The following is a 21,503-nucleotide window of genomic DNA, read 5'->3' on the forward strand; positions in this document are numbered from 1 at the left end:
CGCTACTCCCCGAACGTCGAGAAGGCGGCATCCATCCGCTCCCGGTTCTTGTTTAGGATCGATGTCAGGCTTGCCACGTTGAGCAGGTTGCTGCGCGGGAAGCGCACTTGGTGCTTACTGTTCTCGTTCTCCCGCATAGGCCCGGTAACGGTCGTATAGTAGCAGCACTTCCGGAGGACCAGTGCATCCTCAGAGAAATCCATCCAGCCGTCCTCGTTCTCGGGGAGGCACATCAGGATGAGAATTGCGGGGACGGCGCCGCGACCACGGCCTGCAAGCTTGTTGTAGGCCTTGGAATTCATCCTCCAGAGGACGTCGTCGCCGACGATCTTCCAATCCTTCGAGCATTTGAGCTGGAAGTCGACCGTGTATCCCGCCTTTACAAGGTTCTGCTTGCCCGAAGCGGGGTCGACTTCCACCCTCGCGATCAGATCAAACTGACCGTCGAATCCATAGTCAAACTCGTCCTTCATGCTTGACCATATACGGGCGGCCGAGGATAACGCCTGAATGTATGCACGACTTAGGCCTTCCTGCGCATGGTTCTTTGTTAGCAAGATGTCTCCGTCGTCCCGCGATTTATCAGCGAGATAGTCAGCCGAATTGGTTGAAATTTCGTCGACACGATAACCTAAAGGCGAGAAATTCTTGCGCCGCCGGACTAATGCAGCATCAGCGGTGCATGTCGTCGTCCTTGCCAGAGACACAAATGCTGAAGTCCGCTTTCGGTCTCTGAAGATGCGCGGTAACGCGCCCTCAAATCGCGTCGCGTTCCGTCCTGAGGTTCGAGACCACGCGGCGGTTCTGCACCTTGCAGGAGCGCTCGGTGCAGTCGCGCACTTCGCGGTCGTTGCCGTAGCCCTTGGCCCACATGCGGTTGGGATCCACCCCCTTGGAAGCAAGATAGGCCATCGCCGCATCGGCGCGCTGCTGCGACAGCGTCGCCATCTTGGAAGCCGAACCGCTGTCGTCGGAGAAGCCCTGCAGCTTGACCAGCCAGCGCGGATTGCTGTTGAGCCAGATCGCCTGCTTGTCGAGCGTCGCCTTGGCGACGGGATCGAGCGCGGCCGAATCCTGATTGAAATAGGTCCGGCGGCCGACATTGAGGATGAAGTCTTCCTCGCTGCCGGTCGACACGGTCTCGAATCCGGGCGCCGGGTCGTCGGTCTTTCCGGTCATCGGCACGGCAGCGGGCTCTTCGACCGCGGCAATCTCGGTGGTGTTGCAGGCGGCAAGCGTCAAGAGAATGGCAGCCGTAGACAGCAGCTTCGTCAATCCGGTCATGGCGGGCATCGGGGTGATATTCCTCATTCGACGGGAGTGGCGACGGGCGTGGCGACCGGGGTTGCTTGACTGACTTCGGGGGCCTTGTCGGCGATGTGCGGCAGGACCTGCACGGCGGTGCCGATCGGGCAGCGCTGGTAAAGATCGATCGCATCTTCGTTGAACATGCGGATGCAGCCGCTCGAAGCGTCCTTGCCGATGCTGCCCGGCTCCAGCGTGCCATGGAAGCGGTAGCCGGTATCGACGCCGTCACGCAGCAGGTACATCGCGCGTGGCCCGAGCGGGTTCTTCGGCGAGCCGCCCTCGACAAATTCAGGCAGCTCGGGGTGCCGCTCGCGCATCTCCGGCGGCGGCGTCCAGCGCGGCCACAACGACTTGCGGTCGATCGTGGCGCGGCCGTACCACTTGAAGCCTTCCTTGCCGACACCGACGCCGTAGCGGATGGCGGTCTTGTTTTCCATGATCAGGTAGAGAAAGTGGTGCCTGGTATCGACGACGACGGTGCCGATCGGCTCGCTGCTGAAGTATTTGACGACCTGGCGCCGCCATTTCGGGTCGATATTGGCGAAATTGGTGCTGCGATAGGTCACGCCGTTATCGGTGGCAGGACCGCCAAAATAGGATGTCGCCTTGGCGAAGACCGGGCTCTGAACCGCGCCGGCGCCAAGAAGCGCCAGACCACCAAGCATAATTTCCCTGCGGGTCAACTCCATCGGCAATATCCCCCGAAAGCCAAGCAGCGAGGTGGCAGTAAATCAGATTTTTTGATTGTCACAACAGAAAATTCTAAAGCAGCGGTTCTTTCGCTGAACCTCAGAAAAGTAGCCTTTTTCCGTAGACTTCAGGTTTCGACGCCGCTTTGCCTTAGGGGCTGTGCCAGCGAACACGAATTACAGCGAGAACGCCGTTCGGGTCATGTTCGGCATTTTACAGTGTACCAACAATAGCTTGCTATTCTCGTTGCAAACGACGGACCAGGCCGCCGCGCCGCCCGCGCGCGCCGACCAGACTACTTGATATCGCGCGCCTGCCCCGACGCCCTGAGTTCCTCGATCGTCTTTCCAAGGCAGCTCCCACCCTCTTCGGCGCCGACCACCTTGGCCGCACCCATCAGCGTGATCGTGCCGGCAAAATTGTCCGAAGCCACATAGGTCGCGGTACCGTCGGCCGTCACCTTGGAAAGATAGAAGGCGTGTTGCGTGCCCTTGTATTCGCATGCGACAACAACCGGAAACTGGTCGAAAATGTTGGCCTGCGCAAATGCCGCTAAGCCGAAGGTCTGGGCCGCGGCTGCAACCGACAGTACCGCTAGCGAGTTGGTCAAGGTCCTGTTGGTCAAAGTTCTGGACGTCATCTGCGTCATCGCCCCCCCATCAAAAGGTGCCTATCCCAGTGATGGTGCAACCAAGTTGGGACTTTGACAAGATCTCCCCGGCGCATTCCGGCCGTGGCCCGTCTCGACCGCTGGTTGGAGCCCGAAATATCGCCGGGCAAGCGCCAAGGTCGGAACCGCCGAAGAAGCCGGCAGCCCTGAGGACCTGAACAACTGAGATCACGCCGGGTGGCTGAAGCGGGCGATCTGCGCGCCCCGCATCAGGTTGCGAAAGTTCGCTCCGCTCATGTGGACCAGCGTCCTGTGGTCGCCGCCCTCGAAATAGACGTCACTCACGTCGCCGAGGCTTTCGTCGAGCAGTACCGGAAGATCATAGGCCGGGCCGACCGGCGGCACGGCGCCGATATCGCAGTCGGCAAAAAGATTGCAGACCTCTTCTTCCGAAGCGAGCCCGAGGCGGCGGTCCATCACGTCCTGCAGCGTCGAGAGTTCGACCCGGTGGGTGCTGGGAACGACGGCAAGGACATAGCCCATCTCATGGTGGACAACCACGGACTTTGCAAGCCGGCTGCCGGGCACATGCGCGGCCCTCGCCGTCTGGCTGGTGGTCGCGGTGCGGTGATGGTCGACGGTGTCATAGGCGACACCCGTGCCATCGATGTAATCCTGAAGTTTTCTGGCGATCGTCATCGTCGACACCCCTTCTCTCTCGTGGTGGCGCGGAGCGATCATTGTCCTCCCATCCGTCATGAAGTCAACGCCGGAGGCCCAGGCGGGACTGCGCGGTAGTCAGAGAACCGGCAAGGCCTGATCGCGCGCCGACATCTGCGCGACCGGCAACGGCCAGGCGATCGCCAGCCTCGGGTCGAGAGGGTTGAGCCCGCCTTCCGCCCCGGGGGCATAGGGCTTGTCGTGCAGATAAATCAGTTCGCAGTCGTCGTCGAGCGTCTGAAAGCCATGTGCGAAACCACCGGGGATCATCATCGAGCGCCCGTTTTCGGCACTGAGAACCTCGCCATGCCAGTGCAGATAGGTCGGGGAACCGGGCCTCAGATCGACGGCCACGTCGAAGACTGCACCGGAAAGGCACGAAACGAATTTCGCCTCGTCGTGCGGCGCGTGCTGGAAGTGCAGCCCGCGGATCGTGCCTGCGGCTTGAGTGAGCGTGTGGTTGATCTGCGCGATCGTGCCGCCGCCGCCGAAATCGGCCAGGGCGTCGCGGCAGAAGAACCGCGAGAAGAAGCCACGATCGTCGCCCCTGCGTTGCCGCTCGACAACCATGAGACCCGCTATGGGTGTAGAAATTCGTTCGAATCGCGACATGAGCCCTTCCATCCGAACCAAGCTCTACCCGTCTTTTCGCCCTTAAGAAACCGGCCTTGACCGTATTTGCAATTGCCGACATGAAAGCGTTCACAGGAAAGCGCTACGAATCGGGCAAACTGCCGTGGGTCGCGACTGGCGGTCGACGGCGCAGCCGCAGATTGCATTCAATAAAGGGTGTCAGGCAGCAATGACAGTAGCAGACGATCGTCTCGCATTCGAAGCCCACAAGACGGAGATGGCCCTTGCGCTCGGCAAGGACGAGGCCGCCTTCCAGCAGTCGCTCGACACCCTGGTGACGCTCGACAGGTATGACTACTCCTATCTCTGGTCCTTCATGGGCGTGCCGATCATCCAGATGCCGGCCGACGTGATGGCGACCCAGGAAGTAATCTGGAACACCAAGCCCGACATCATCATCGAGACCGGCGTTGCACGCGGCGGTTCTGTGATCTTCATGGCCGCGATGCTGCAATTGATCGGCAAGGGCAAGGTCATCGGCGTCGACATCGACATCCGCGCTCACAACCGCGATTCCATCGAAAAGCACCCGATGTCCTCGCGCATCACGCTGATCGAAGGCCCCTCGACGGCGGCGGAAACGCTGGCGAAGGTCAAGGCCGAGATCCCTGAAGGCGCCTCGGTCATGGTGGTGCTCGACAGCGACCACAGCCGCGACCATGTGCTCGACGAACTGCGCACCTATGGGCCCCTGGTGACCGAGGGGCAATACATGGTTGTGGCCGATACGCTGCTGGGTTGGGGCAACGCATCGCAAACACCAACGAAGCGCTCGAAGGTCTGGCATCCGGGTGATGAGCCCTTCGCTGCCCTGAATGCCTATCTCAAGGAAACGGACCGCTTCGAGGTCGACCAGGTGCTGAACGGCAAGCTCGTTCTGTCCAGCTCACCGGGAGGTTATCTGCGTTGCGCCAAGAAATAGGCTCCGACCAGGCCCGCGTCACCTTTCGCGAGGTTCGCGACGAGGATCTGCCGCTTCTGTTTGAACTGCGCCGCGACTTGCCGCTGCAATCGCTGCTCTTGACCGTGCCGGACGCGCTCGACGATGCATCGCTGCACGCCTGGGTCGCTCGCCGGCGCGAAGATCCGGGCGGCATGTTCCGCATGATCGTCGATACGGCAGCCGGCGAGGCCATCGGCTACACTCAGGTCAGCCAGGTGCATCGCAAGAACAGGACGGGCTACGGCGGCATCTCGCTCGCCGGCAAGGCGCGCGGAAGGGGTCTCGGCCAGGCGACGCTCAGGGAGCTCGTACGGGTTGCGCGCGAAGAGCTTGGCCTCATCAAGCTGCTCTCCGAGGTCCGGGTCGACAATTTCGCCGCCTTGCGCCTCAACCTCTCGGTCGGTTACCGCGTCGTCGGCACATTGGAAGCGCATTTCACCGATAGCCTCGGCGACACGCACGACGTGCTGCTCCTCGAGCGGAAACTGAAAAACGCCTGACATGACAGCCGTCGTCATTTCCCAGCCGATGCTTTTTCCCTGGCCGGGCTTCTTCGAGCAACTGATGCTCGCCGATAGCTACATCTATCTCGACGACGCGCAGTTCTCGAAAGGCAGCTTCACCAACCGCATTCAGCTCCTGAACGGCGAGGATCGAAGCTGGATGACGATCCCCCTTGCCGGCAAGGGGAGCTTCCAGAAGATCCGGGACCTGTCGGCGACCGGCCGCGACTGGCGAACCAGCCATCGCTCGCTCCTGCGCCAGTCCTTGAGCGGCGCTCCCCACATCGACGATGCGCTGGCGATCTTCGACGAAGTCTATGCCCAGGAAACGATCTGCGATCTTTTGATCGCCAGCATCGACGTGCCCGCCCGCTACCTCAGCATCGGCTTCGAGCGCACGGTCCAGCGGTCCAGCGAAATGGCCATCGAAGGAACCTCGTGGCAGCGGGTGCTCAACCTCGTGCTTTCGGCCGGAGGCACGCGCTACCTGACCGGGCACGGCGCGGCCAGCTACCTTGATCACGACGCATTCGAAGCAGCCGGCGTCCATGTCGAATATATGAGCTACAGCTGCACGACGTGGCCCCAGCCCCGCGAAACCTTCACACCCTATGTTTCGGTCCTGGATCTGATTGCGCGTACCGGTCCGGATGCGCGCAAGTATTTGTTACCGAAGACCATTTCGTGGCGGGAATTCCTGAAGGAGGAAGCAGGCGTATCATGAAGAACGGCACCATCATTTCCGAGAGCGCGCGCCAGGAATTCGAAACCAAGGGCTATCATGTCGTCCCGGGCTTCTACGACGTCCAGTCGGAGATCGCGCCGATCCAGGAAGGCATTCGCCAAATCCTTGAGCTCCTTTGCAAGAAGTACGGCGTCGACGCGCCGACCGGAACCGCACACGACGCGATGACGATCGCCTATCGCAAGCTGATCGCCGTCAACCGCTCCTGGGGTGGCGAAGTCTATGACGCAGTGAAGCAGATCCCGTCGTTCATGCGACTTGTGAGCTCGGCAGCAAACGACGAAGCCTTCAAGGCGCTTCGGCCCGGCAGCATCCCCGGTATCGCCGCCGGCGGCTACGGCATGCGCATCGACAATCCCGGCGAAGAAAAGTTCCGCGCGCAGTGGCACCAGGAATTCCCCTCGCAGCTGCGCAGCGTCGACGGGATCGTCTTCTGGACTCCGCTCCTGCCAGTCACCGAGGACATGGGCCCGGTCCAGATCGCCGAGGGATCACAGGCCGAAGGCCTCGTTCCGGTCTATGAGGACGACGCCGGCGCCGGCAAGACCGGTGCCTATGCGCTGCATCTTCACAGGGGCGAGGAACGCCTTGCCCGCTACAAGCATGTCGCCCCCTTGAGCAAGCCCGGGGATCTGATCCTCATGGACTTTCTGACCTTGCACCAGTCTGGCCACAACATCTCGCAGACCCCGCGGTGGAGCATCCAATTCCGCTATTTCAACTTCGCCGAACCCGTGGGCATCCGCATCGGCTGGAAGGGCTCGTTCGCAGCCGGGGTGAAGTTCGCAGAAGTGCTTCCTGAACTCGTCGCCCCACAAGGAGAACCGGCATGACTGCCTGCCGGGTTTGCGGCACGTACATAGCCAGTCCGACCTACGAGGTGCCGGCGCCGGCACTGACATCGATCATGACGCTGCTCGACGCGCCGACACGGGTTTTCGTTTGCGCAGATTGTGGCCACGCGCAGAGCGACGACATTCCCGACATTCAGGCCTTCTACGATACGGGCTACCGGATCTCCCTGAACAGCGAAGATCACGACCAGATCTTCGCTGTTGCCGCGGATGGCACGATCACCTACCGCACCGACCATCAGGCCGCGTTATCGCTGCGGCTGCTGGAGCTGCCCAAGAACGCCTCGATCCTCGACTATGGCGCCGCCAAGGCCGACACGTTGCGCAAGATGACCGTCGCCCGCAGCGATCTGCGGCCTCACGTCTTCGACGTCAGCTCCGACTATGCCGCCGCATGGCAGGGCTGGGTACCGGAGGCGGCACAGGCCACCTATTCGGTGCCGGAGAACTGGAAGCGGACGTTCGACGTGGTCATGAGCCATTTCGTCATCGAACATGTGGCCGATCCCGTCGGCTTCATGCGTGACGTGCGCGACCTGCTGCGGCCGGGCGGCACCTTCCTGTTCTCCGTACCCGACGTTGCCGGCAACCCGGGCGACATGGCGGTCGCCGACCATCTCAATCATTTCAGCCAGGCGTCGATTTCCCATGCCCTGGCAAGCGCGGGCTTCGAGGTGCAAGCCGTCGACAACACCTCGTTTCCGGGCGCCTTCTTCGTCGTCGCACGCCGCGTCGAAGAGGCGGTCGAGACGACGGCGCCAGCGGCTGCGGCCACAGATGCGGCCAAAAAGGCCCACGAGATCTGCGCCTTCTGGGATCAGGCATCGGAGACCCTCAAGGGTGGCGCCGAGCGCTACGCCAGGCGCAAGGTCGCCATCTATGGCGCCGGTTTTTATGGAAGCTGGATCTATGGCCGGATCGGCGAAGCCGTCGACGTCGTGGCCTTCCTCGACCGCAACGAAAACATGAAGGGCGCCATGCATTTCGGCATTCCCGTTCTTCCGCCTGAAGACCTGCCCGCGGAAGCCGAAGCGCTGTTCGTCGGCCTCAATCCGTTGAAGGCGCGCGCAGCCATCGCCGCACAGCCTTGGCTGCAGCGGGCGGGGCTCGACCACGTCTGGCTCTGACGGGCAAGAGATCGCAGGAGCCGGAGCGGGAAGGACACGTCCGACATTCCGCCCGGCATTCAGATTTCAATGAACATCACAGTTTGATCGAACGGCGCTCCTCCATGAAACCCCGCATCCTCTACACCAAACCCTCGATCACCGACCGCGAGGTGGCCTATGCGACCGACGCGGCGGCGAATGGTTGGGGCGAGCGCTGCTACGATTACATCAACCGCTTCGAAGCTGCCTTCGCCGCCCATCTCGGCTCAACCCGCGCGATCTCGACATCGAGCTGCACCGGGGCGCTGCACATGGGCCTTGCCGCCCTCGGTGTCGGGCCGGGGGACGAGGTCATCCTCGCCGATACCAACTGGACCGCCTCGGCCGCCCCGATCGTCCACCTCGGAGCAAAGCCGGTATTCGTCGACGTGCTTTCCGACAGCTGGTGCATCGACCCGGAGAAGGCGGAAGCGGCAATCACGCCAAGGACCAAGGCGATCGTCGCCGTCCATATCTACGGCAACCTCTGCGACATGGACCGGCTGCTGGACATCGGCGCGCGGCACGGCATCCCTGTCGTCGAGGACGCCGCCGAAGCCCTCGGCTCGGAGTGGCGCGGACGCAAGGCCGGATCGCTCGGCGCCTTCGGCGCCTTTTCCTTCCACGGCACCAAGACGGTGACGACGGGCGAAGGCGGCATGTTCGTCACCAGCGACGAGAAGCTCTACGAAAAGGTGCTGACGCTCTCCAATCACGGCCGCGCCCGCGGGCAGAAGAAGCAGTTCTGGCCGGATGAAATCGGCTTCAAATACAAGATGTCGAACCTGCAGGCTGCGATCGGCCTGGCGCAGATCGAACGCGTCGGCGAGCTGGTCGATCGCAAACGCGCGATCTTTTACGCCTATCAGGAACAACTCAAGGGCGTGAACGCGGTCGCGATGAACCCGGAGCCGGAGGGAACGAAGAACGGTTTCTGGATGCCGACGGTGGTCTTCGCGCCGGAAACCGGCGTCACCCGGGAGACGCTCCAGGACGCCTTTGCGGCCGAAAACATCGATGCGCGGGTCTTCTTCTGGCCGCTGAGCTCGCTGCCGCCCTTCGAAGAGGTGCCGGTCAACACCAATGCCTACGACCTGCCCGGCCGGGCGATCAATCTGCCCAGCTATCACGACATGACGCCCGACGAGATCGGCCGCGTGGTAGAGGTCCTGCGCGGCTGCCTGGCCGCCTGACGGCAGCCGCTTCGAGACCACCTCCGCGCAAGGTCGCCAGGATATTAGAACCTTGCAATGCGCCATACCAAGGGCAGGCGCAAATACGGGGCGCCGCATGAAAATCGTCATTCTCGCAGGTGGTTACGGCACGCGCATCTCGGAGGAAAGCCACCTCCGGCCGAAGCCGATGATCGAAATCGGCGGCCGGCCGATCCTGTGGCACATCATGAAGATCTACAGCCACTACGGCTTCTCGGACTTCGTCATCTGCCTCGGCTATCGCGGCTACATGATCAAGGAATACTTCGCCAACTACGTCCTGCACTCTTCCGACGTCACCTATTGCATGGCGACGGGCGAAACCCTGTTTCATTCGAACAAGGCCGAGCCCTGGCGCGTGACGCTCGTCGATACCGGAACGGACTCCATGACCGGCGGACGCCTGAAGCGCGTGGCCGACCATCTCGGCGACACGTTCTGCCTGACGTACGGTGACGGCGTCGCCGACATCGACATCAAGGCCCTGACCGATTTCCACCGCCATCATGGCCGCCAGGCGACGGTCACCAGCGTGGTCCCGCCTGGCCGTTATGGCGCGCTTGCCGTCAGCGACGGACGGGTCAGAAGCTTCATCGAGAAGCCGGCCGGCGACAACGGTCACATCAATGGTGGCTTCTTCGTTCTCAACCGTTCGGTGCTCGATCGCATCGAAGGCGATCACACGCCGTTCGAAGCGGAGCCTCTGGAGGGTCTCGCCTCAGAAGGGCAGCTGATGGCCTTCGAGCATGCGGGCTTCTGGCGGCCGATGGATACGCTGCGCGACAAGAACCAGCTCGAAGACCTCTGGCAAAGCGGAGCTGCGCCTTGGAAAGTCTGGGCATGAGCCGACTTGCAGACCCGTCCTTCTGGGCCGGAAAACGGGTGATGCTGACGGGGCACTCCGGCTTCAAGGGCAGCTGGGCTCGCCTGTGGCTGACGCAAATGGGCGCTGAAGTCACCGGCTACGGCCTGTCGCCGGCGACCGCCCCCTCGCTGCACGCACTGCTCGGGCCGGAAACCGCCGCGAGCGAACATTTCGCAGACATCCGTGACGTCGACACACTCGGATCTGCCGTTCGCGCCTGCGACCCGGAAATCATCCTTCACATGGCGGCCCAGCCTCTGGTGCGCGAGAGCTACCGGACGCCGGCCGAAACCTTCGACGTCAATGTCATGGGCACGGTGCGCCTGCTTGAAGCGGCGCGCGCAGCCCCTGCCCTCAAGACCATCCTTGTCGTCACCACCGACAAGGTCTACCGCAACGACGAAAGCGGTCGGCATTTTCCCGAGGAAGCCGCGCTCGGCGGCCACGACCCCTATTCCGGTTCGAAGGCTGCCTGCGAGCTTGTCGTCTCGACGTGGCGGGATTCCTATCTGCGTGAGCGCGGCATAGGGGTAGCGACCGCCCGCGGCGGCAACGTGCTCGGCGGTGGGGATTTTTCCGCCGACCGGCTGGTTCCCGACATCGTCCGCGCCACCCTTTCCGGCGAGACGCTGGACATCCGCAGTCCGATGGCGACGCGGCCCTGGCAGCACGTGCTCGACTGCCTCAACGGTTACTTCGTCTATGCTGAGGCGCTTCATGGCGGCATGACCGATGTGACGACGCTGAACTTCGGCCCGTCTCCGGACGAGCGACAGATCCCGGTCCGGGACGTCGCGGCGGCCATCCAGACCGCAATGGGCCTGCCCGCGCAATGGCGCGACGCGTCATCGCAGGATCAGCCGCGCGAGATGCAGACGCTCGGCCTCGATCCGGCGCTTGCCGCAAGGACGTTGTCATGGAGAACCCGTCTTTCGCAGGACGAGGCAATCGCCTGGACCGCGCACTGGTATGACGGCTGGCGCCGCGGTGCCGGCGCCCGTGACCTGACACGCAGCCAAATCGACGCATTCATGAGAGGCTAACGACTTCGATGTCCCACAACTGCCGTTTCTGCTCGACACCGCTCAAGACCGTCGTCGCCGATCTGGGTTCAACGCCCTGGTCCAATTCGTTTCTCGAGCCGACCGAAGAAGCGATTGCCCGCGAACGTTCGTTCCCGCTGAAGGCGATGGTCTGCTCCGAGTGCCTGCTGGTGCAGACGACGGAAAACGTACCGGCGGATGAAATCTTCACCGACGGATACGCCTACCTCTCCTCCTTCTCGACAAGCTGGCTCGAACACGCGCGCCGCTACGCCGAGACCATGACCGAGCGTTTCGCGCTCGATAACAACTCGCAGGTCGTCGAGATCGCCTCGAACGACGGCTACCTGCTGCAGTATTTCGTCGCCAAGGGCATCCCGGCGCTCGGTATCGAGCCGGCCGCCAATGCGGCAAGGCTCGCCGAAGATCGGAAGGTTCCGACCGAGGTCGCCTTCTTCGGACGCGAGACGGCGACGGAGCTCGTCAAGCGCGGCATTCGCGCCGACCTCACGGCCGCCAACAACGTGCTTGCGCACGTGCCCGATATCGCCGACTTCGTCGCCGGCTTCGCCATTCTGCTGAAGCCGGATGGTGTGGCGACCTTCGAATTCCCGCATCTTCTGCGCCTGATGGAAGGGGTGCAGTTCGATACGATCTACCACGAGCACTATTCCTATCTGTCGCTGGCGGCGGTCGAACGCATCTTCGAAAGCTCCGGCCTCAAGGTCTTCGATGTCGAGGAACTGCCGACCCACGGCGGCTCCCTGCGCGTCTACGCCCAGCTGAGATCGGGCGTGCGCGAGACCACGCTGGAGCTCGAGAGGCTCAGGGCGACAGAGGCGCTTGCCGGACTGATGCGCATGGAGACCTACACGGCATTCGACGACCGCATCGCAGCCGTGTGCAAGGATTTTCAGAACTTCCTGGCGAACGCCAAGGCCGAGGGAAAAACCGTAGCCGCCTATGGCGCCGCGGCGAAAGGCAATACCTTCCTCAACGTCTGCGGCCTGTCGCCCAGCGAAATCGCTTTTGCGGTCGATCGCAACGACCTGAAGCAGGGCAAGCTCCTGCCGGGCACCCATATTCCGGTGCATGCGCCCGCGGTGATCGAGGATGCAAAGCCCGATTATCTCGTCATCCTGCCCTGGAACCTGAAGACCGAAATCGTCGCCGACAACGAGGCGATCCGCGACTGGGGCGGCCGCTTCGTCGTCGCCATTCCGAAGCTGAGCGTCTTCTAATCTTCGACGCCGGGAAGTGTGGACAGTTCCTCAACCGGGCCGCGTTGAACCGCTCCTTAGGTCGCTTTGCCGTAAATTCGGTGACTTTGCCGTAAATTCGGCACGATTTAAGTGAACGTCGGGGGTGGCGTGGGTATTGACGGTTGAAAAAAATGCACCCAAGGAGGTGCTATGTCCACGATTGACCTATGCCTTGTCGCCACCCGGCGCCCGGACCTGCTTGCGCAAACGCTTGCAAGCTTCCGGGACAGAATCTTTTCCAGGCTCGACTTGCGCGGCGCCTACCTCAATCTCGATCCGATTTTCGGCTCGGATGAGGACCATCGCGCCTGCGTCGAGATCTTCCGCAGCCATTTCCCCGACGGCACCGTGTTCCAGCCCGAGACCCCGGGCTTCTGCGCGGCCGTCGCGAAGCTCTGGTCGGCAACCAGCGCCGACTATGTCTTCCACCTGGAGGACGACTGGATCTCCCTGCGGGACATGGGCGAGGAACTCCTGGCGCCCTTCGCCGATCCGGCGATAGGTCAGGTGTCGTTCCACACCGCGGACCAGAACTGGGACATTCGCCGCAAGGGCCATTTCCATCGGCGCAATGAATACGCGTATCTCTTCGGGATCAAGGTCCCGTTGTTTCGCACCTTCCCGAAATTCACGACGTCGCCATCGATCCTTCGCGGCGATTTCGCGCGGCAGTGCGCCGGCCTGATGGATCTCGCGCGTGATCCGGAGAAGCAGTTCTATTCGGGCGTCAATCCGGCGTTGGAGGCCTATGTCGCCAACCGCCGCAACTATATCTTCTCGCCCGAAGCAAGCCCGGTCATCAAGGACATGGGCCGGGAATGGCGCGAGCAGCGGCGCATCCAGAAGGTGATCACCAACTCGACGTCGGTCTGGCGCGAAAGCGCGTAGGCGAACCGGCGCGCCCACGCCTTCACACGCAATACGCACGGGCGGGACCATGATGGCCCCGCCCGCGACAAACGTTGTCACGCGGTCGCAGAGGCGTCCTTGCGCTTAAAGCCCTTGCTCGCGACCATCAGGCTGCGCGTATAGTCCTCGCCGATCCGCCCGCCGACGAGATCGGCCGAGGACAGTCGCTCAACCACGCGTCCGCCCTGCATCACGGCCAGCCGGTCACACATATGGGTGACGACCCCGAGGTCGTGGCTGACCATGATGAAGGTCAGCTTATGGTCGCGCCGGACCTGTTCCAGGAGGTTCAACACCTCCGCCTGGACCGAAGCGTCGAGCGCCGAGGTCGGCTCGTCGAGCAGCAGGATCGAGGGCTCGAGGATCAGCGCCCGGGCGATCGCGACGCGCTGGCGCTGACCGCCCGAAAGCTGGTGCGGATAACGAAAGCGGAAGCCCGACCCGAGACCGACCTCGTCAAGCGCTTTCAGAATGCGCCGCTCGCCATCGGCCACGCCATGGATGGCCAAGGGCTCCAGCAATTGCCGATCGATCGTCTGACGCGGATGCAGCGAGCCGTAGGGATCCTGGAAGACCATCTGCACGGCGCGATAGAAGGCCTTGTCGCGCTTGGCGCCCGACAGCACCCGATCATGAACGCGGATAGTGCCTGACGTCACCGGTGCAAGGCCGGCAATCGCCCGGAGCAACGTCGACTTGCCCGACCCGGATTCGCCGACGAGCCCGAAGGATTCGCCCGGCGCGATCTCGACGCTGACGTCGTTCAGCGCCTTGAACTCGTCATAGGTGACGGTGAGGTTGGAAACGGAAACGGCTGAAGTCATTGCGCCCACTCCGGCTTGCGGTCGAGAACCGGTAGCGGATGACGATCAGACCCGATCGCCGGCATGCAGTTCAAAAGTCCTTGCGTATAGGGATGCTTGGCGTTGGCAAGCTCCGACGCCGCCAGCTCCTCGACGATCCGGCCGGCATACATGACGATCACCCGGTCGCAGAAGGAGGAAACCAGGCGCAAGTCATGGGAAACGAAGATCAGGCCCATGCCGCGCTCGGCGACGAGCTTGTCGAGGATGCCAAGCACCTCGAGCTGCACCGTCACGTCGAGCGCTGACGTCGGCTCGTCGGCGATGAGCAGTTCAGGGCCCGCGACCAGCATCATCGCGATCATCGCGCGCTGCCCCATGCCGCCCGAAACCTCGTGCGGGTAGAGATCGTAGACGCGCTTCGGGTCGCGAATCTGCACCGCCGCGAGCATGTCGAGTGCCCTCTCCCGGGCTTCGCTGCGGCCGACAGTCTCGTGCTGCCTGAGCGTCTCGACGATCTGCCGGCCGATGCTCATGACCGGGTTCAACGAATACTTCGGATCCTGCAGGATCATGGCGATGCGCTTGCCCCTGAGGTCCCTGCGGACCTTCGGCGACGCGGAAAGCAGGTCGATGCCGTCAAAGGACAACTGCTTTGCCGTCACCTGCGCATGACCAGGCGTCAGCCCCATGATCGCACGACCGGTCTGCGACTTGCCGGAGCCGCTTTCACCGACGATGCCGAGGCGTTCGCGGCCGAGCGTGAAGGAGACTCCGCGTACGGCCTCGACGAGGCCGGTGCGGGTCGGGAACGAGACCTTGAGGTCTTCTACCGTCAGGAGCGCATTCATTGGCCGCTCTCCCGGGGATCGAGCGCGTCGCGCAGACCGTCGCCGAGCAGGTTGAACCCGAGGCTGACGATCAGGATCGCGATGCCGGGCATGGTTGCCACCCACCATTGATCGAGGATGAAGCGGCGGCCCGACGCGATCATCGCGCCCCATTCCGGCAGCGGCGGCTGTGCGCCGAGGCCGAGGAAGCCTAAGCCCGCGGCCGTCAGGATGATGCCTGCCATGTCGAGCGTGACACGCACGATCAGCGACGACATGCACATCGGCATCACATGGCGGAAGACGATGCGGATCGGCGAGGCACCCATGAGCTGCACGGCGGCGATGTAGTCGGAATTGCGCACCGTCAGCGTCTCGGCGCGGGCGATACGCGCATAGGGCGGCCAGGAGGTGATGGCAATCGCGATGACGGCGTTCTCGATGCCCGGTCCGAGTGCCGCGACGAAGGCGAGCGCCAGAACCAGCTTCGGGAAGGCGAGGAAGATATCGGTGATGCGCATCAGCACCGCATCGACCCAGCCGCCGGCATAGCCGGCGACGGCGCCGACGATAAGCCCGATGGGTGCTGCGATGACCGCGACCAGGAGCACGACGGCGAGCGTCAGCCGCGAACCGTGGATCAGTCGCGAGAGAATGTCGCGGCCGAGATCGTCGGTGCCGAGCAGGTAGCCGGGGGTTCCCGGCGGCAGCAGCCGCGCATTGGCGAGATCGCCGATATAGGGCGAGTGCGGCGCCAGAAAATCGGCAAAGGCGGCAATGAAGACCAGCGCCAACAGGATGACGAGGCCGAGGACGGCGAGCTTGTTGGCGGCAAAGCGCTGCCAGGTCATGTAGGCGCGGCCAAGCCGCGCCTGGGTGCGCGACTGCGGGCGATCGGACAGCAGCCATTCGCGGCGCGTCATCGGACGTGTCTGGGTAACGGTACTCATCGCTGGCGCGTCCTCGGGTCGAGCGTCCGGTAGAGAAGATCGGACAGGAGATTGATGCCGATGAAGACCGAACCGATGATGATGGTGCCACCAAGCACGGCGTTCATGTCGGCATTCTGCAGCGAGTTGGTGATGTAGAGGCCAAGGCCCGGCCAGGCGAAGACGGTTTCCGTCAGCACCGAGCCTTCGAGCAGGCCGGCATAGGAGAGCGCAATCACGGTGACCAGCGGCACGGCTGCGTTCCGGAGCGCATGGCCCCAGATGATCCGGGTCTCGGACAGGCCCTTGGCGCGCGCCGCGACGATGTATTCCTGCTGCAGCTCGTTGAGCATGAAGCTGCGCGTCATGCGGCTGATATAGGCGAGCGAGAAGTAGCCGAGCAGCGAGGCCGGCAGGATGATGTGGCGGAACACGTCGAAGAAGACGTCCCACTGCCGCTGCCAGAGCGCATCGAACAGATAAAAGCCGGTGATCGGCGTGAACGTGTATTCGAACACGATGTCGATGCGGCCGGGATAGGCGACCCATTTCAGCCGCGCATAGAAGACGAGCAGCGACAGGAGCGCCAGCCAGAAGATCGGCACGGAATAGCCGACGAGGCCGATGACCCGCACGATCTGGTCGGCAATGCTGCCGCGCTTGACGGCGGCGAGAACGCCGAGCGGCACGCCGAGAAGCGCGCCGATAAGCGTGCCGAGCGTTGCGAGCTCCATGGTCGCCGGAAAGACGCGGCGGATGTCGGTCATGACGGGATTGGTGGTCAGCACCGAAACGCCGAAGTCACCGGTCAGCGCCTGGCGCACATAGATGAAGAATTGCTGGTAGAGGGGCAGATTGAGCCCCATCGCCTCGCGCGTCCTTTCGACGACATGCGTCGGCGCCCGGTCGCCGAGAACGGCCAGAACCGGATCGATCGGGATCACCCGGCCGATGAAGAAGGTGACGGCCAGAAGGCCGAGATAGGTGGTAACGACAACGACAAGAAAACGCAGCACCGCTGCCACGATCTTACCGGGACGGGCGCGTCTGCGCCCGTCCACTATCCCTGTTCCGCTCATGCTCAAGGGAACGATCCTTTCGGTTTATTCCTTCGAGACGGCTTATTCTTTGGTAATGCCGGCGACGAAGTTGGTGTCGAAGCTCGGACCGAGCTTCAGGCCCTTGACGTTGCCGCGGTAGCCGGCGACTTCGGTCTGCTGGAAGATGATGACGAACGGGCTTTCGCCGAGCACCGTCTTCTGCAGTTCCTTGTAGGTCTCGGCACGCTTGGCGCTGTCACGCTCGAGCAGAGCGTCCTTGGTCTTCTTCGTCAGTTCCGGAACGTCCCAGGCATTGCGCCAGGCAAGCGTCTTGTTCTTGCCTTCGTCGGAGTTGTCAGGGTTGCTGGTGAAGGTCTCGGCGTTGGAGTTCGGATCGAAATAGTCCATGCCCCACTGACCGATATACATGTCGTGGTTGCGGGCACGGTACTTCGTCAGCGTCTGCTTGCCGTCGCCGGGGATGATTTCGAGCTTCACGCCGGCCTGGCCGAGCGTCTGCTGGAAGGATTCGGCGATGCCGGTGACCGGCTGGCCGTTGCGAACGTCCATGGTCACGGTGAAGCCGTCGGCGAGGCCGGCCTTGGCCAGCAGTTCCTTCGCCTTGGCGACGTCGAGCTTGTAGGGGTTCTCGTCGAGAGCGCCGAGCACGCCCTTCGGCAGGAAGCTCTGGTGGACCTCGCCGATGCCCTTGATGAGGGTCGAACCGATGGCGTCGTAGTCGACCAGATACTTGAACGCTTCGCGCACTTCCGGCTTGGCAAGGTTCGCGTTCTTCTGGTTGAGGCTGATGTAGTAGACCGTGCCTTTCGGCGCGTTCGTGGTGGCGAGGTCGGCATTCTTCGAGACGGCGTCGTAATCGCCCGGCTCCAGGTTGCGCGCGACGTCGATATCGCCGGCTTCAAGCGCCAGGCGCTGGCCCGAGCTTTCCTTCATGTGGCGATAGATGACGCGGGCGAGCTTGGCCTGTTCGCCGTAGAAGTTGTCGTTGCGCTCAAGCACGATGACTTCGTTGGCGCGCCATTCGCGCAGCTTGAACGGACCCGAGCCGGCATAGCCGGTCTTCAGCCATTCATTGCCGAAGTCGTTGTCGTACTTGTATTCGTCGGTCGGGGTAACCGGCTTGACGTTTTCGAGCACGAGCTTCTTGTCGAGCACCGCGCCGACCGTCGCCGTCAGGCAGTTCAGGACGAAGCTCGGTGCGTAGGGCTGATCGACGGTGAAGACGAAGGTCTGGGCGTCCGTTGCCTTGGCCTTTTCCGTCACGTTGTCGCCGGTAAGGCCGAACTGGGTGAGGATGAAGGCAGGGCTCTTGTCGAGCTTCACGGCACGCTCGAACGACCAGGCGACGTCTTCAGCGGTCACCGGGTTGCCGGAAGCGAACTTCAGGCCGGGCTTCAGCTTGAACGTATAGGTCAGGCCGTCGTCGGACACGGTCCAGCTTTCGGCGAGGTCGCCGACGACCTTGGTCGTGTCGTTGATGTCGAGGCGCACCAGCATGCTGTAGGTGTTGCCGGTGATTTCGGCCGCGGTCAGCTCGAAGGCTTCGCCCGGATCCATGGTGATGACGTCGTCGATCGCAAAGGCTTCGACCAGCGTGTCCTTCGGCGTCTCGGCAAAGGCCGGTGCGGTTGCAGCCATCACCATGGCCAGCGCCGCAGAAGCAGTCAGAAGACGAAGACGTCCGTTGAGCTTGTGCATCATTTTTTAAAGTTCCCTCGTTTGCGCCCTTTTGGGGCCCTTCTTCATGGATTCAGGCGGCCTCGTGCCAAGCCTGCCCCAGAACTCTCCACCAGTTCTCCCGGCATATCTTTGCCAGTTCGGCATCACCATATCCGGCGCTCCTGAGCGCCGCAACGAGCGCCTGACTACCGGCCGCATCAGCAATCTCCTCGGGGATCGTTGCCCCGTCGAAGTCTGACCCGAGTGCGACGCAGTCGATGCCCATGCGCTCGATGAGATAGTCGACATGGCGCACCATGTCGGAAAGCGGCGTTGCGGCATTTTCCTGGCCGTCGGCGCGCAGCATCGTCGTCGCGTAATTGAGCCCCACGAGACCCTTGCTTTCGCTGATGGCGTCGAGCTGCTTGTCGGTCAGGTTGCGCGCAACCGGCGTCAGCGCATGCGCATTCGAATGGCTGGCGACCAGCGGCTGGTCGGTCGTCTTCGCCACGTCCCAAAAGCCTTTCTCGGTGATGTGGGCGAGATCGATCAGGATGCCGAGGCGGTTGCAGGCCCGCACGAGCTCGAACCCCGCCTCCGTCAACCCCGGCGCCGTGTCCGGCGACATCGGATAGGAGAAAGGCACGCCGTGGCCGAAGACATTGTGCCGGCTCCAGACGGGCCCGAGCGAACGCAGGCCGGCGGCATAGAACGTATCGAGCGCCGAAAGATCGGCACCGATCGCCTCGCACCCCTCCATATGCAGGACCGAGGCGAAGACGTCTCTTTCGACCGCTCCCCGGATTTCGGCCGTCGAGCGGCAGAGCATCCACGCCCCTGCCCGGTCGAGCCTCACGGCGATGTCGGCAAGCTCCATGGCGATTGCGAGCGACGGCAGATGCTCGAGCGGTGCAGAAAGCGGCGTCTGGTAATGACCGTTCTCGTCCGGCGGCTGCAGGACCAGATCTCCCGAGGGCACGTAGATCGCCGAAAGGCCGCCGACGAGACCGCCCACCTTGGCGCGCGGCGCATCGATGTGGCCTTCGCCGATACCGTCGACGAACTCGCGCACCGGATCCTGGCCCTTCCGGGCGTTCTGCCATAGACGCAGAAGCACGTCGTTGTGGCCATCGAAAACCGCCTGCATTCCTGAATTTCCTTATCATTTCAGGGAGATCGGACGGGCCGTTCGGGTCACGTCCAAGGGAAAGTCGAAGCGATGCTAGTGAAAGCCCAAAGCCTTTTCAATGAATATCAGGGGGTTTTACCCAGCCCTGCCTGTAGCGAAATGTTGCATGATTGCCGCATGCTCGACGGCAAACGCAGCGCCGATAGGCGCCCGGGGCCGGTCAAGGGGTGAAAATCTCGGGTTTCTCATGCATGGAGAGGGCCGACCCGACTGTTCGGGCTGTCGCGCCGCATGAGGCGGCATTGGGGGTTGTTTGCTGCGTTCGTCTTCTTTCGCGGGCTCGAAGGGACATTGGACCCGTGTCGCGGCGACTTTCGTTCTGGCCGTTGCCCTCGTCGCCTGCGCCGGCCGTCCTGTGGGCGTGCTCGTCCCATCGGGCACCACGGGTGACGCCTCCCAGGTCGACCTGATGGTCGCGACCACGCGCGCCCCGGCGGCAGAACCGGGCGTGCTTTTCAGCGGCGAACGGTCGGCACAGCTTTCCCTGACGGAAATCGTCGTTTCCATCCCGCCCGAGAAGAACCGCGAAGTCGGCCAGGTGCAGTGGCCAAAGAAGCTTCCGGCCAATCCGGAGCGTGATTTCTCGACCGTCAGCGTTACGCCGCTCAACGAGGGCAACGACGTCCAGAGCTGGCTGAAAGGCAATCTGCCGAAGACCCGTCGCGTGCTGATCTTCGTGCACGGCTTCAACAACCGCTACGAGGACGCCGTCTATCGGTTTGCCCAGATCGTGCATGATAGCGGCACCGACGTCGCCCCAGTTATCTTCACCTGGCCCTCGCGCGCCAGCATCTTCGACTACAACTACGACAAGGAAAGCACCAACTATTCGCGCGACGCGCTGGAGGAACTGCTCAGGCGTGCCTCGAGCAATCCTGCGGTCGGCGAAATCACCGTCATGGCCCATTCCATGGGCTCCTGGCTGACGGTCGAGGCGCTGCGCCAGATGGCAATCCGCGACAAACGCATCGCACCGAAGATCACCGATGTCATCCTGGCGTCGCCCGATCTCGATGTCGATGTCTTCGGCCAACAGATCCGGGCCATGGGCGACAAGCGCCCGAAGTTCACGCTGTTCGTGTCGCGCGACGACCGGGCACTGACGTTATCCAGGCGCATTTCCGGCAATGTCGATCGCCTCGGGCAGATCGATCCGACCGCCGAACCGTATCGCACGCAACTGGAACAGGCCGGCATCAGCGTCATCGATCTGACGGCGCTGAAGGGCGGCGACAAGCTGAACCACGGCAAGTTCGCCGAAAGCCCCGAAGTCGTGCGCCTGCTCGGCAACCGGCTGATTGCCGGCCAGACCGTGACCGATTCCGATGTCGGGCTCGGCGAGCGCCTGGGCGCCGTCACGCTCGGCGCCACGCAGACAGTCGGCAGTGCCGCGAGCCTTGCGGTATCGACGCCGATCATGATCTTCGACCCCAACACCCGCAAGAACTACGACGCGCAGGTGCGCCGTCTGGGCCAGTCGATGGAAAACACCGTCGGCTCGGCTGTGACCCCTTGGGTACCGCCGAAAAGCGGGGGAGCTGCCAAAAGCACCACCCCCGATCGTCATTCCCGTTAGAGCGTCGTG

At 62.9% G+C, this 21,503-nt stretch carries 23 protein-coding genes; 11 read left to right on the top strand and 12 right to left on the bottom strand.

Annotation, left to right across the window (positions count from 1 at the left end; translation table 11 throughout):
* Positions 1 to 2: 2 nt before the first annotated feature.
* The 6 genes from C1A35_RS30555 to C1A35_RS30580 all read right to left on the bottom strand — a co-directional run bounded on the left by C1A35_RS30555 (position 3) and on the right by C1A35_RS30580 (position 3,940).
* A complete protein-coding gene (locus C1A35_RS30555; RefSeq protein WP_272939278.1) occupies positions 3 to 557 on the bottom strand; it encodes a DUF4365 domain-containing protein in 555 nt (184 codons plus the stop codon).
* Positions 558 to 756: 199 nt separating this feature from the next.
* Entirely contained in the window at positions 757 to 1,293 is a 537-nt protein-coding gene (locus C1A35_RS30560; RefSeq protein WP_104667995.1) for an OmpA family protein, read from the bottom strand.
* Between the two features lie 14 nt (positions 1,294 to 1,307).
* A complete protein-coding gene (locus C1A35_RS30565) occupies positions 1,308 to 1,997 on the bottom strand; it encodes a L,D-transpeptidase (RefSeq protein WP_104667996.1) in 690 nt (229 codons plus the stop codon).
* Between the two features lie 296 nt (positions 1,998 to 2,293).
* Positions 2,294 to 2,638, bottom strand: coding sequence for a hypothetical protein (locus tag C1A35_RS30570; RefSeq protein WP_234823065.1), 345 nt, complete (start codon positions 2,636 to 2,638; stop codon positions 2,294 to 2,296).
* 198 nt (positions 2,639 to 2,836) lie between these two features.
* Positions 2,837 to 3,307, bottom strand: coding sequence for an aminoacyl-tRNA deacylase (locus C1A35_RS30575; protein WP_104668073.1), 471 nt, complete (start codon positions 3,305 to 3,307; stop codon positions 2,837 to 2,839).
* A gap of 99 nt (positions 3,308 to 3,406) precedes the next feature.
* Positions 3,407 to 3,940: a dTDP-4-dehydrorhamnose 3,5-epimerase family protein gene (locus tag C1A35_RS30580; protein ID WP_104668074.1), complete on the bottom strand. Its 534-nt coding sequence runs from the start codon at positions 3,938 to 3,940 to the stop codon at positions 3,407 to 3,409.
* Positions 3,941 to 4,130: 190 nt separating this feature from the next.
* Here C1A35_RS30580 and C1A35_RS30585 point away from each other — a divergent pair, with 190 nt between their 5' ends.
* The 10 genes from C1A35_RS30585 (at position 4,131) to C1A35_RS30630 (ending at position 13,426) form a co-directional block, all read left to right on the top strand.
* Entirely contained in the window at positions 4,131 to 4,883 is a 753-nt protein-coding gene (locus tag C1A35_RS30585) for a cephalosporin hydroxylase family protein (protein WP_104667997.1), read from the top strand.
* Positions 4,868 to 5,404, top strand: a complete 537-nt coding sequence (locus C1A35_RS30590) for a GNAT family N-acetyltransferase (RefSeq protein ID WP_234823066.1) — start codon at positions 4,868 to 4,870, stop codon at positions 5,402 to 5,404. The genes C1A35_RS30585 and C1A35_RS30590 overlap by 16 nt, the downstream gene beginning before the upstream one ends.
* A gap of 1 nt (position 5,405) precedes the next feature.
* Positions 5,406 to 6,131, top strand: a complete 726-nt coding sequence (locus tag C1A35_RS30595) for a WbqC family protein (RefSeq protein WP_104667998.1) — start codon at positions 5,406 to 5,408, stop codon at positions 6,129 to 6,131.
* The gene (locus C1A35_RS30600) at positions 6,128 to 6,985 is read left to right on the top strand and encodes a phytanoyl-CoA dioxygenase family protein (protein WP_104667999.1); all 858 of its coding nucleotides are present in this window, start codon (positions 6,128 to 6,130) and stop codon (positions 6,983 to 6,985) included. The genes C1A35_RS30595 and C1A35_RS30600 overlap by 4 nt, the downstream gene beginning before the upstream one ends.
* On the top strand, positions 6,982 to 8,133 hold the full coding sequence (locus C1A35_RS30605) for a class I SAM-dependent methyltransferase (protein WP_104668000.1): 1,152 nt from the start codon (positions 6,982 to 6,984) through the stop codon (positions 8,131 to 8,133). The genes C1A35_RS30600 and C1A35_RS30605 overlap by 4 nt, the downstream gene beginning before the upstream one ends.
* Before the next feature lie 104 nt (positions 8,134 to 8,237).
* Positions 8,238 to 9,347, top strand: a complete 1,110-nt coding sequence (locus C1A35_RS30610; protein WP_104668076.1) for a DegT/DnrJ/EryC1/StrS family aminotransferase — start codon at positions 8,238 to 8,240, stop codon at positions 9,345 to 9,347.
* A 97-nt stretch (positions 9,348 to 9,444) separates the two neighbouring features.
* Complete coding sequence (rfbF, locus tag C1A35_RS30615; protein ID WP_104668001.1) at positions 9,445 to 10,212, top strand: glucose-1-phosphate cytidylyltransferase; 768 nt, start codon at positions 9,445 to 9,447, stop codon at positions 10,210 to 10,212.
* Positions 10,209 to 11,276 (top strand): CDP-glucose 4,6-dehydratase, encoded by a 1,068-nt coding sequence (gene rfbG / locus C1A35_RS30620; protein ID WP_104668002.1) that lies wholly within the window; start codon positions 10,209 to 10,211, stop codon positions 11,274 to 11,276. Before rfbF ends, rfbG begins: the two co-directional genes overlap by 4 nt.
* Positions 11,277 to 11,284: 8 nt before the next feature.
* Positions 11,285 to 12,517 (top strand): class I SAM-dependent methyltransferase, encoded by a 1,233-nt coding sequence (locus C1A35_RS30625; protein WP_104668003.1) that lies wholly within the window; start codon positions 11,285 to 11,287, stop codon positions 12,515 to 12,517.
* Between the two features lie 171 nt (positions 12,518 to 12,688).
* Positions 12,689 to 13,426 (top strand): glycosyltransferase, encoded by a 738-nt coding sequence (locus C1A35_RS30630; RefSeq protein WP_158665207.1) that lies wholly within the window; start codon positions 12,689 to 12,691, stop codon positions 13,424 to 13,426.
* Positions 13,427 to 13,503: 77 nt separating this feature from the next.
* Here C1A35_RS30630 and C1A35_RS30635 read toward each other — a convergent pair whose 3' ends face one another.
* From C1A35_RS30635 to C1A35_RS30660, 6 genes are read right to left on the bottom strand one after another with little or no spacing between them, the layout of a single operon-like run.
* Positions 13,504 to 14,271: an ABC transporter ATP-binding protein gene (locus C1A35_RS30635; protein ID WP_104668004.1), complete on the bottom strand. Its 768-nt coding sequence runs from the start codon at positions 14,269 to 14,271 to the stop codon at positions 13,504 to 13,506.
* Positions 14,268 to 15,101, bottom strand: coding sequence for an ABC transporter ATP-binding protein (locus tag C1A35_RS30640; protein ID WP_104668005.1), 834 nt, complete (start codon positions 15,099 to 15,101; stop codon positions 14,268 to 14,270). The genes C1A35_RS30635 and C1A35_RS30640 overlap by 4 nt, the downstream gene beginning before the upstream one ends.
* Positions 15,098 to 16,030: a nickel transporter permease gene (nikC, locus tag C1A35_RS30645; protein WP_104668006.1), complete on the bottom strand. Its 933-nt coding sequence runs from the start codon at positions 16,028 to 16,030 to the stop codon at positions 15,098 to 15,100. The genes C1A35_RS30640 and nikC overlap by 4 nt, the downstream gene beginning before the upstream one ends.
* Positions 16,027 to 17,070: an ABC transporter permease gene (locus C1A35_RS30650; protein WP_199773073.1), complete on the bottom strand. Its 1,044-nt coding sequence runs from the start codon at positions 17,068 to 17,070 to the stop codon at positions 16,027 to 16,029. Before C1A35_RS30650 ends, nikC begins: the two co-directional genes overlap by 4 nt.
* A gap of 60 nt (positions 17,071 to 17,130) precedes the next feature.
* Positions 17,131 to 18,771 carry an ABC transporter substrate-binding protein gene (locus C1A35_RS30655; RefSeq protein WP_104668008.1) on the bottom strand — a complete coding sequence of 547 codons (1,641 nt, stop codon included), beginning with the start codon at positions 18,769 to 18,771 and terminating at the stop codon, positions 17,131 to 17,133.
* 49 nt (positions 18,772 to 18,820) lie between these two features.
* Positions 18,821 to 19,876 carry a dipeptidase gene (locus C1A35_RS30660; RefSeq protein ID WP_104668009.1) on the bottom strand — a complete coding sequence of 352 codons (1,056 nt, stop codon included), beginning with the start codon at positions 19,874 to 19,876 and terminating at the stop codon, positions 18,821 to 18,823.
* Positions 19,877 to 20,237: 361 nt separating this feature from the next.
* Here C1A35_RS30660 and C1A35_RS30665 point away from each other — a divergent pair, with 361 nt between their 5' ends.
* Positions 20,238 to 21,494, top strand: coding sequence for an alpha/beta hydrolase (locus C1A35_RS30665; protein ID WP_199773076.1), 1,257 nt, complete (start codon positions 20,238 to 20,240; stop codon positions 21,492 to 21,494).
* Positions 21,495 to 21,503 lie beyond the last annotated feature (9 nt).

The sequence above is a fragment of the Ensifer adhaerens genome (genome assembly GCF_002940685.1).
Classification (GTDB): domain Bacteria; phylum Pseudomonadota; class Alphaproteobacteria; order Rhizobiales; family Rhizobiaceae; genus Ensifer; species Ensifer adhaerens_E.

Bases quoted from the DNA above. Each gene is read 5' to 3' on its own strand.
- C1A35_RS30570 (WP_234823065.1), bottom strand. From the start codon at position 2,638: ATGACGTCCAGAACTTTGACCAACAGGACCTTGACCAACTCGCTAGCG.
- C1A35_RS30625 (WP_104668003.1), top strand. From the start codon at position 11,285: ATGTCCCACAACTGCCGTTTCTGCTCGACACCGCTCAAGACCGTCGTC.
- C1A35_RS30560 (WP_104667995.1), bottom strand. From the start codon at position 1,293: ATGCCCGCCATGACCGGATTGACGAAGCTGCTGTCTACGGCTGCCATT.
- C1A35_RS30610 (WP_104668076.1), top strand. From the start codon at position 8,238: ATGAAACCCCGCATCCTCTACACCAAACCCTCGATCACCGACCGCGAG.
- C1A35_RS30630 (WP_158665207.1), top strand. From the start codon at position 12,689: ATGTCCACGATTGACCTATGCCTTGTCGCCACCCGGCGCCCGGACCTG.
- C1A35_RS30655 (WP_104668008.1), bottom strand. From the start codon at position 18,771: ATGATGCACAAGCTCAACGGACGTCTTCGTCTTCTGACTGCTTCTGCG.
- C1A35_RS30660 (WP_104668009.1), bottom strand. From the start codon at position 19,876: ATGCAGGCGGTTTTCGATGGCCACAACGACGTGCTTCTGCGTCTATGG.
- C1A35_RS30595 (WP_104667998.1), top strand. From the start codon at position 5,406: ATGACAGCCGTCGTCATTTCCCAGCCGATGCTTTTTCCCTGGCCGGGC.
- C1A35_RS30605 (WP_104668000.1), top strand. From the start codon at position 6,982: ATGACTGCCTGCCGGGTTTGCGGCACGTACATAGCCAGTCCGACCTAC.
- rfbG (WP_104668002.1), top strand. From the start codon at position 10,209: ATGAGCCGACTTGCAGACCCGTCCTTCTGGGCCGGAAAACGGGTGATG.
- C1A35_RS30565 (WP_104667996.1), bottom strand. From the start codon at position 1,997: ATGGAGTTGACCCGCAGGGAAATTATGCTTGGTGGTCTGGCGCTTCTT.
- C1A35_RS30635 (WP_104668004.1), bottom strand. From the start codon at position 14,271: ATGACTTCAGCCGTTTCCGTTTCCAACCTCACCGTCACCTATGACGAG.
- C1A35_RS30600 (WP_104667999.1), top strand. From the start codon at position 6,128: ATGAAGAACGGCACCATCATTTCCGAGAGCGCGCGCCAGGAATTCGAA.
- C1A35_RS30575 (WP_104668073.1), bottom strand. From the start codon at position 3,307: ATGACGATCGCCAGAAAACTTCAGGATTACATCGATGGCACGGGTGTC.
- C1A35_RS30580 (WP_104668074.1), bottom strand. From the start codon at position 3,940: ATGTCGCGATTCGAACGAATTTCTACACCCATAGCGGGTCTCATGGTT.
- rfbF (WP_104668001.1), top strand. From the start codon at position 9,445: ATGAAAATCGTCATTCTCGCAGGTGGTTACGGCACGCGCATCTCGGAG.
- C1A35_RS30640 (WP_104668005.1), bottom strand. From the start codon at position 15,101: ATGAATGCGCTCCTGACGGTAGAAGACCTCAAGGTCTCGTTCCCGACC.
- C1A35_RS30585 (WP_104667997.1), top strand. From the start codon at position 4,131: ATGACAGTAGCAGACGATCGTCTCGCATTCGAAGCCCACAAGACGGAG.
- nikC (WP_104668006.1), bottom strand. From the start codon at position 16,030: ATGAGTACCGTTACCCAGACACGTCCGATGACGCGCCGCGAATGGCTG.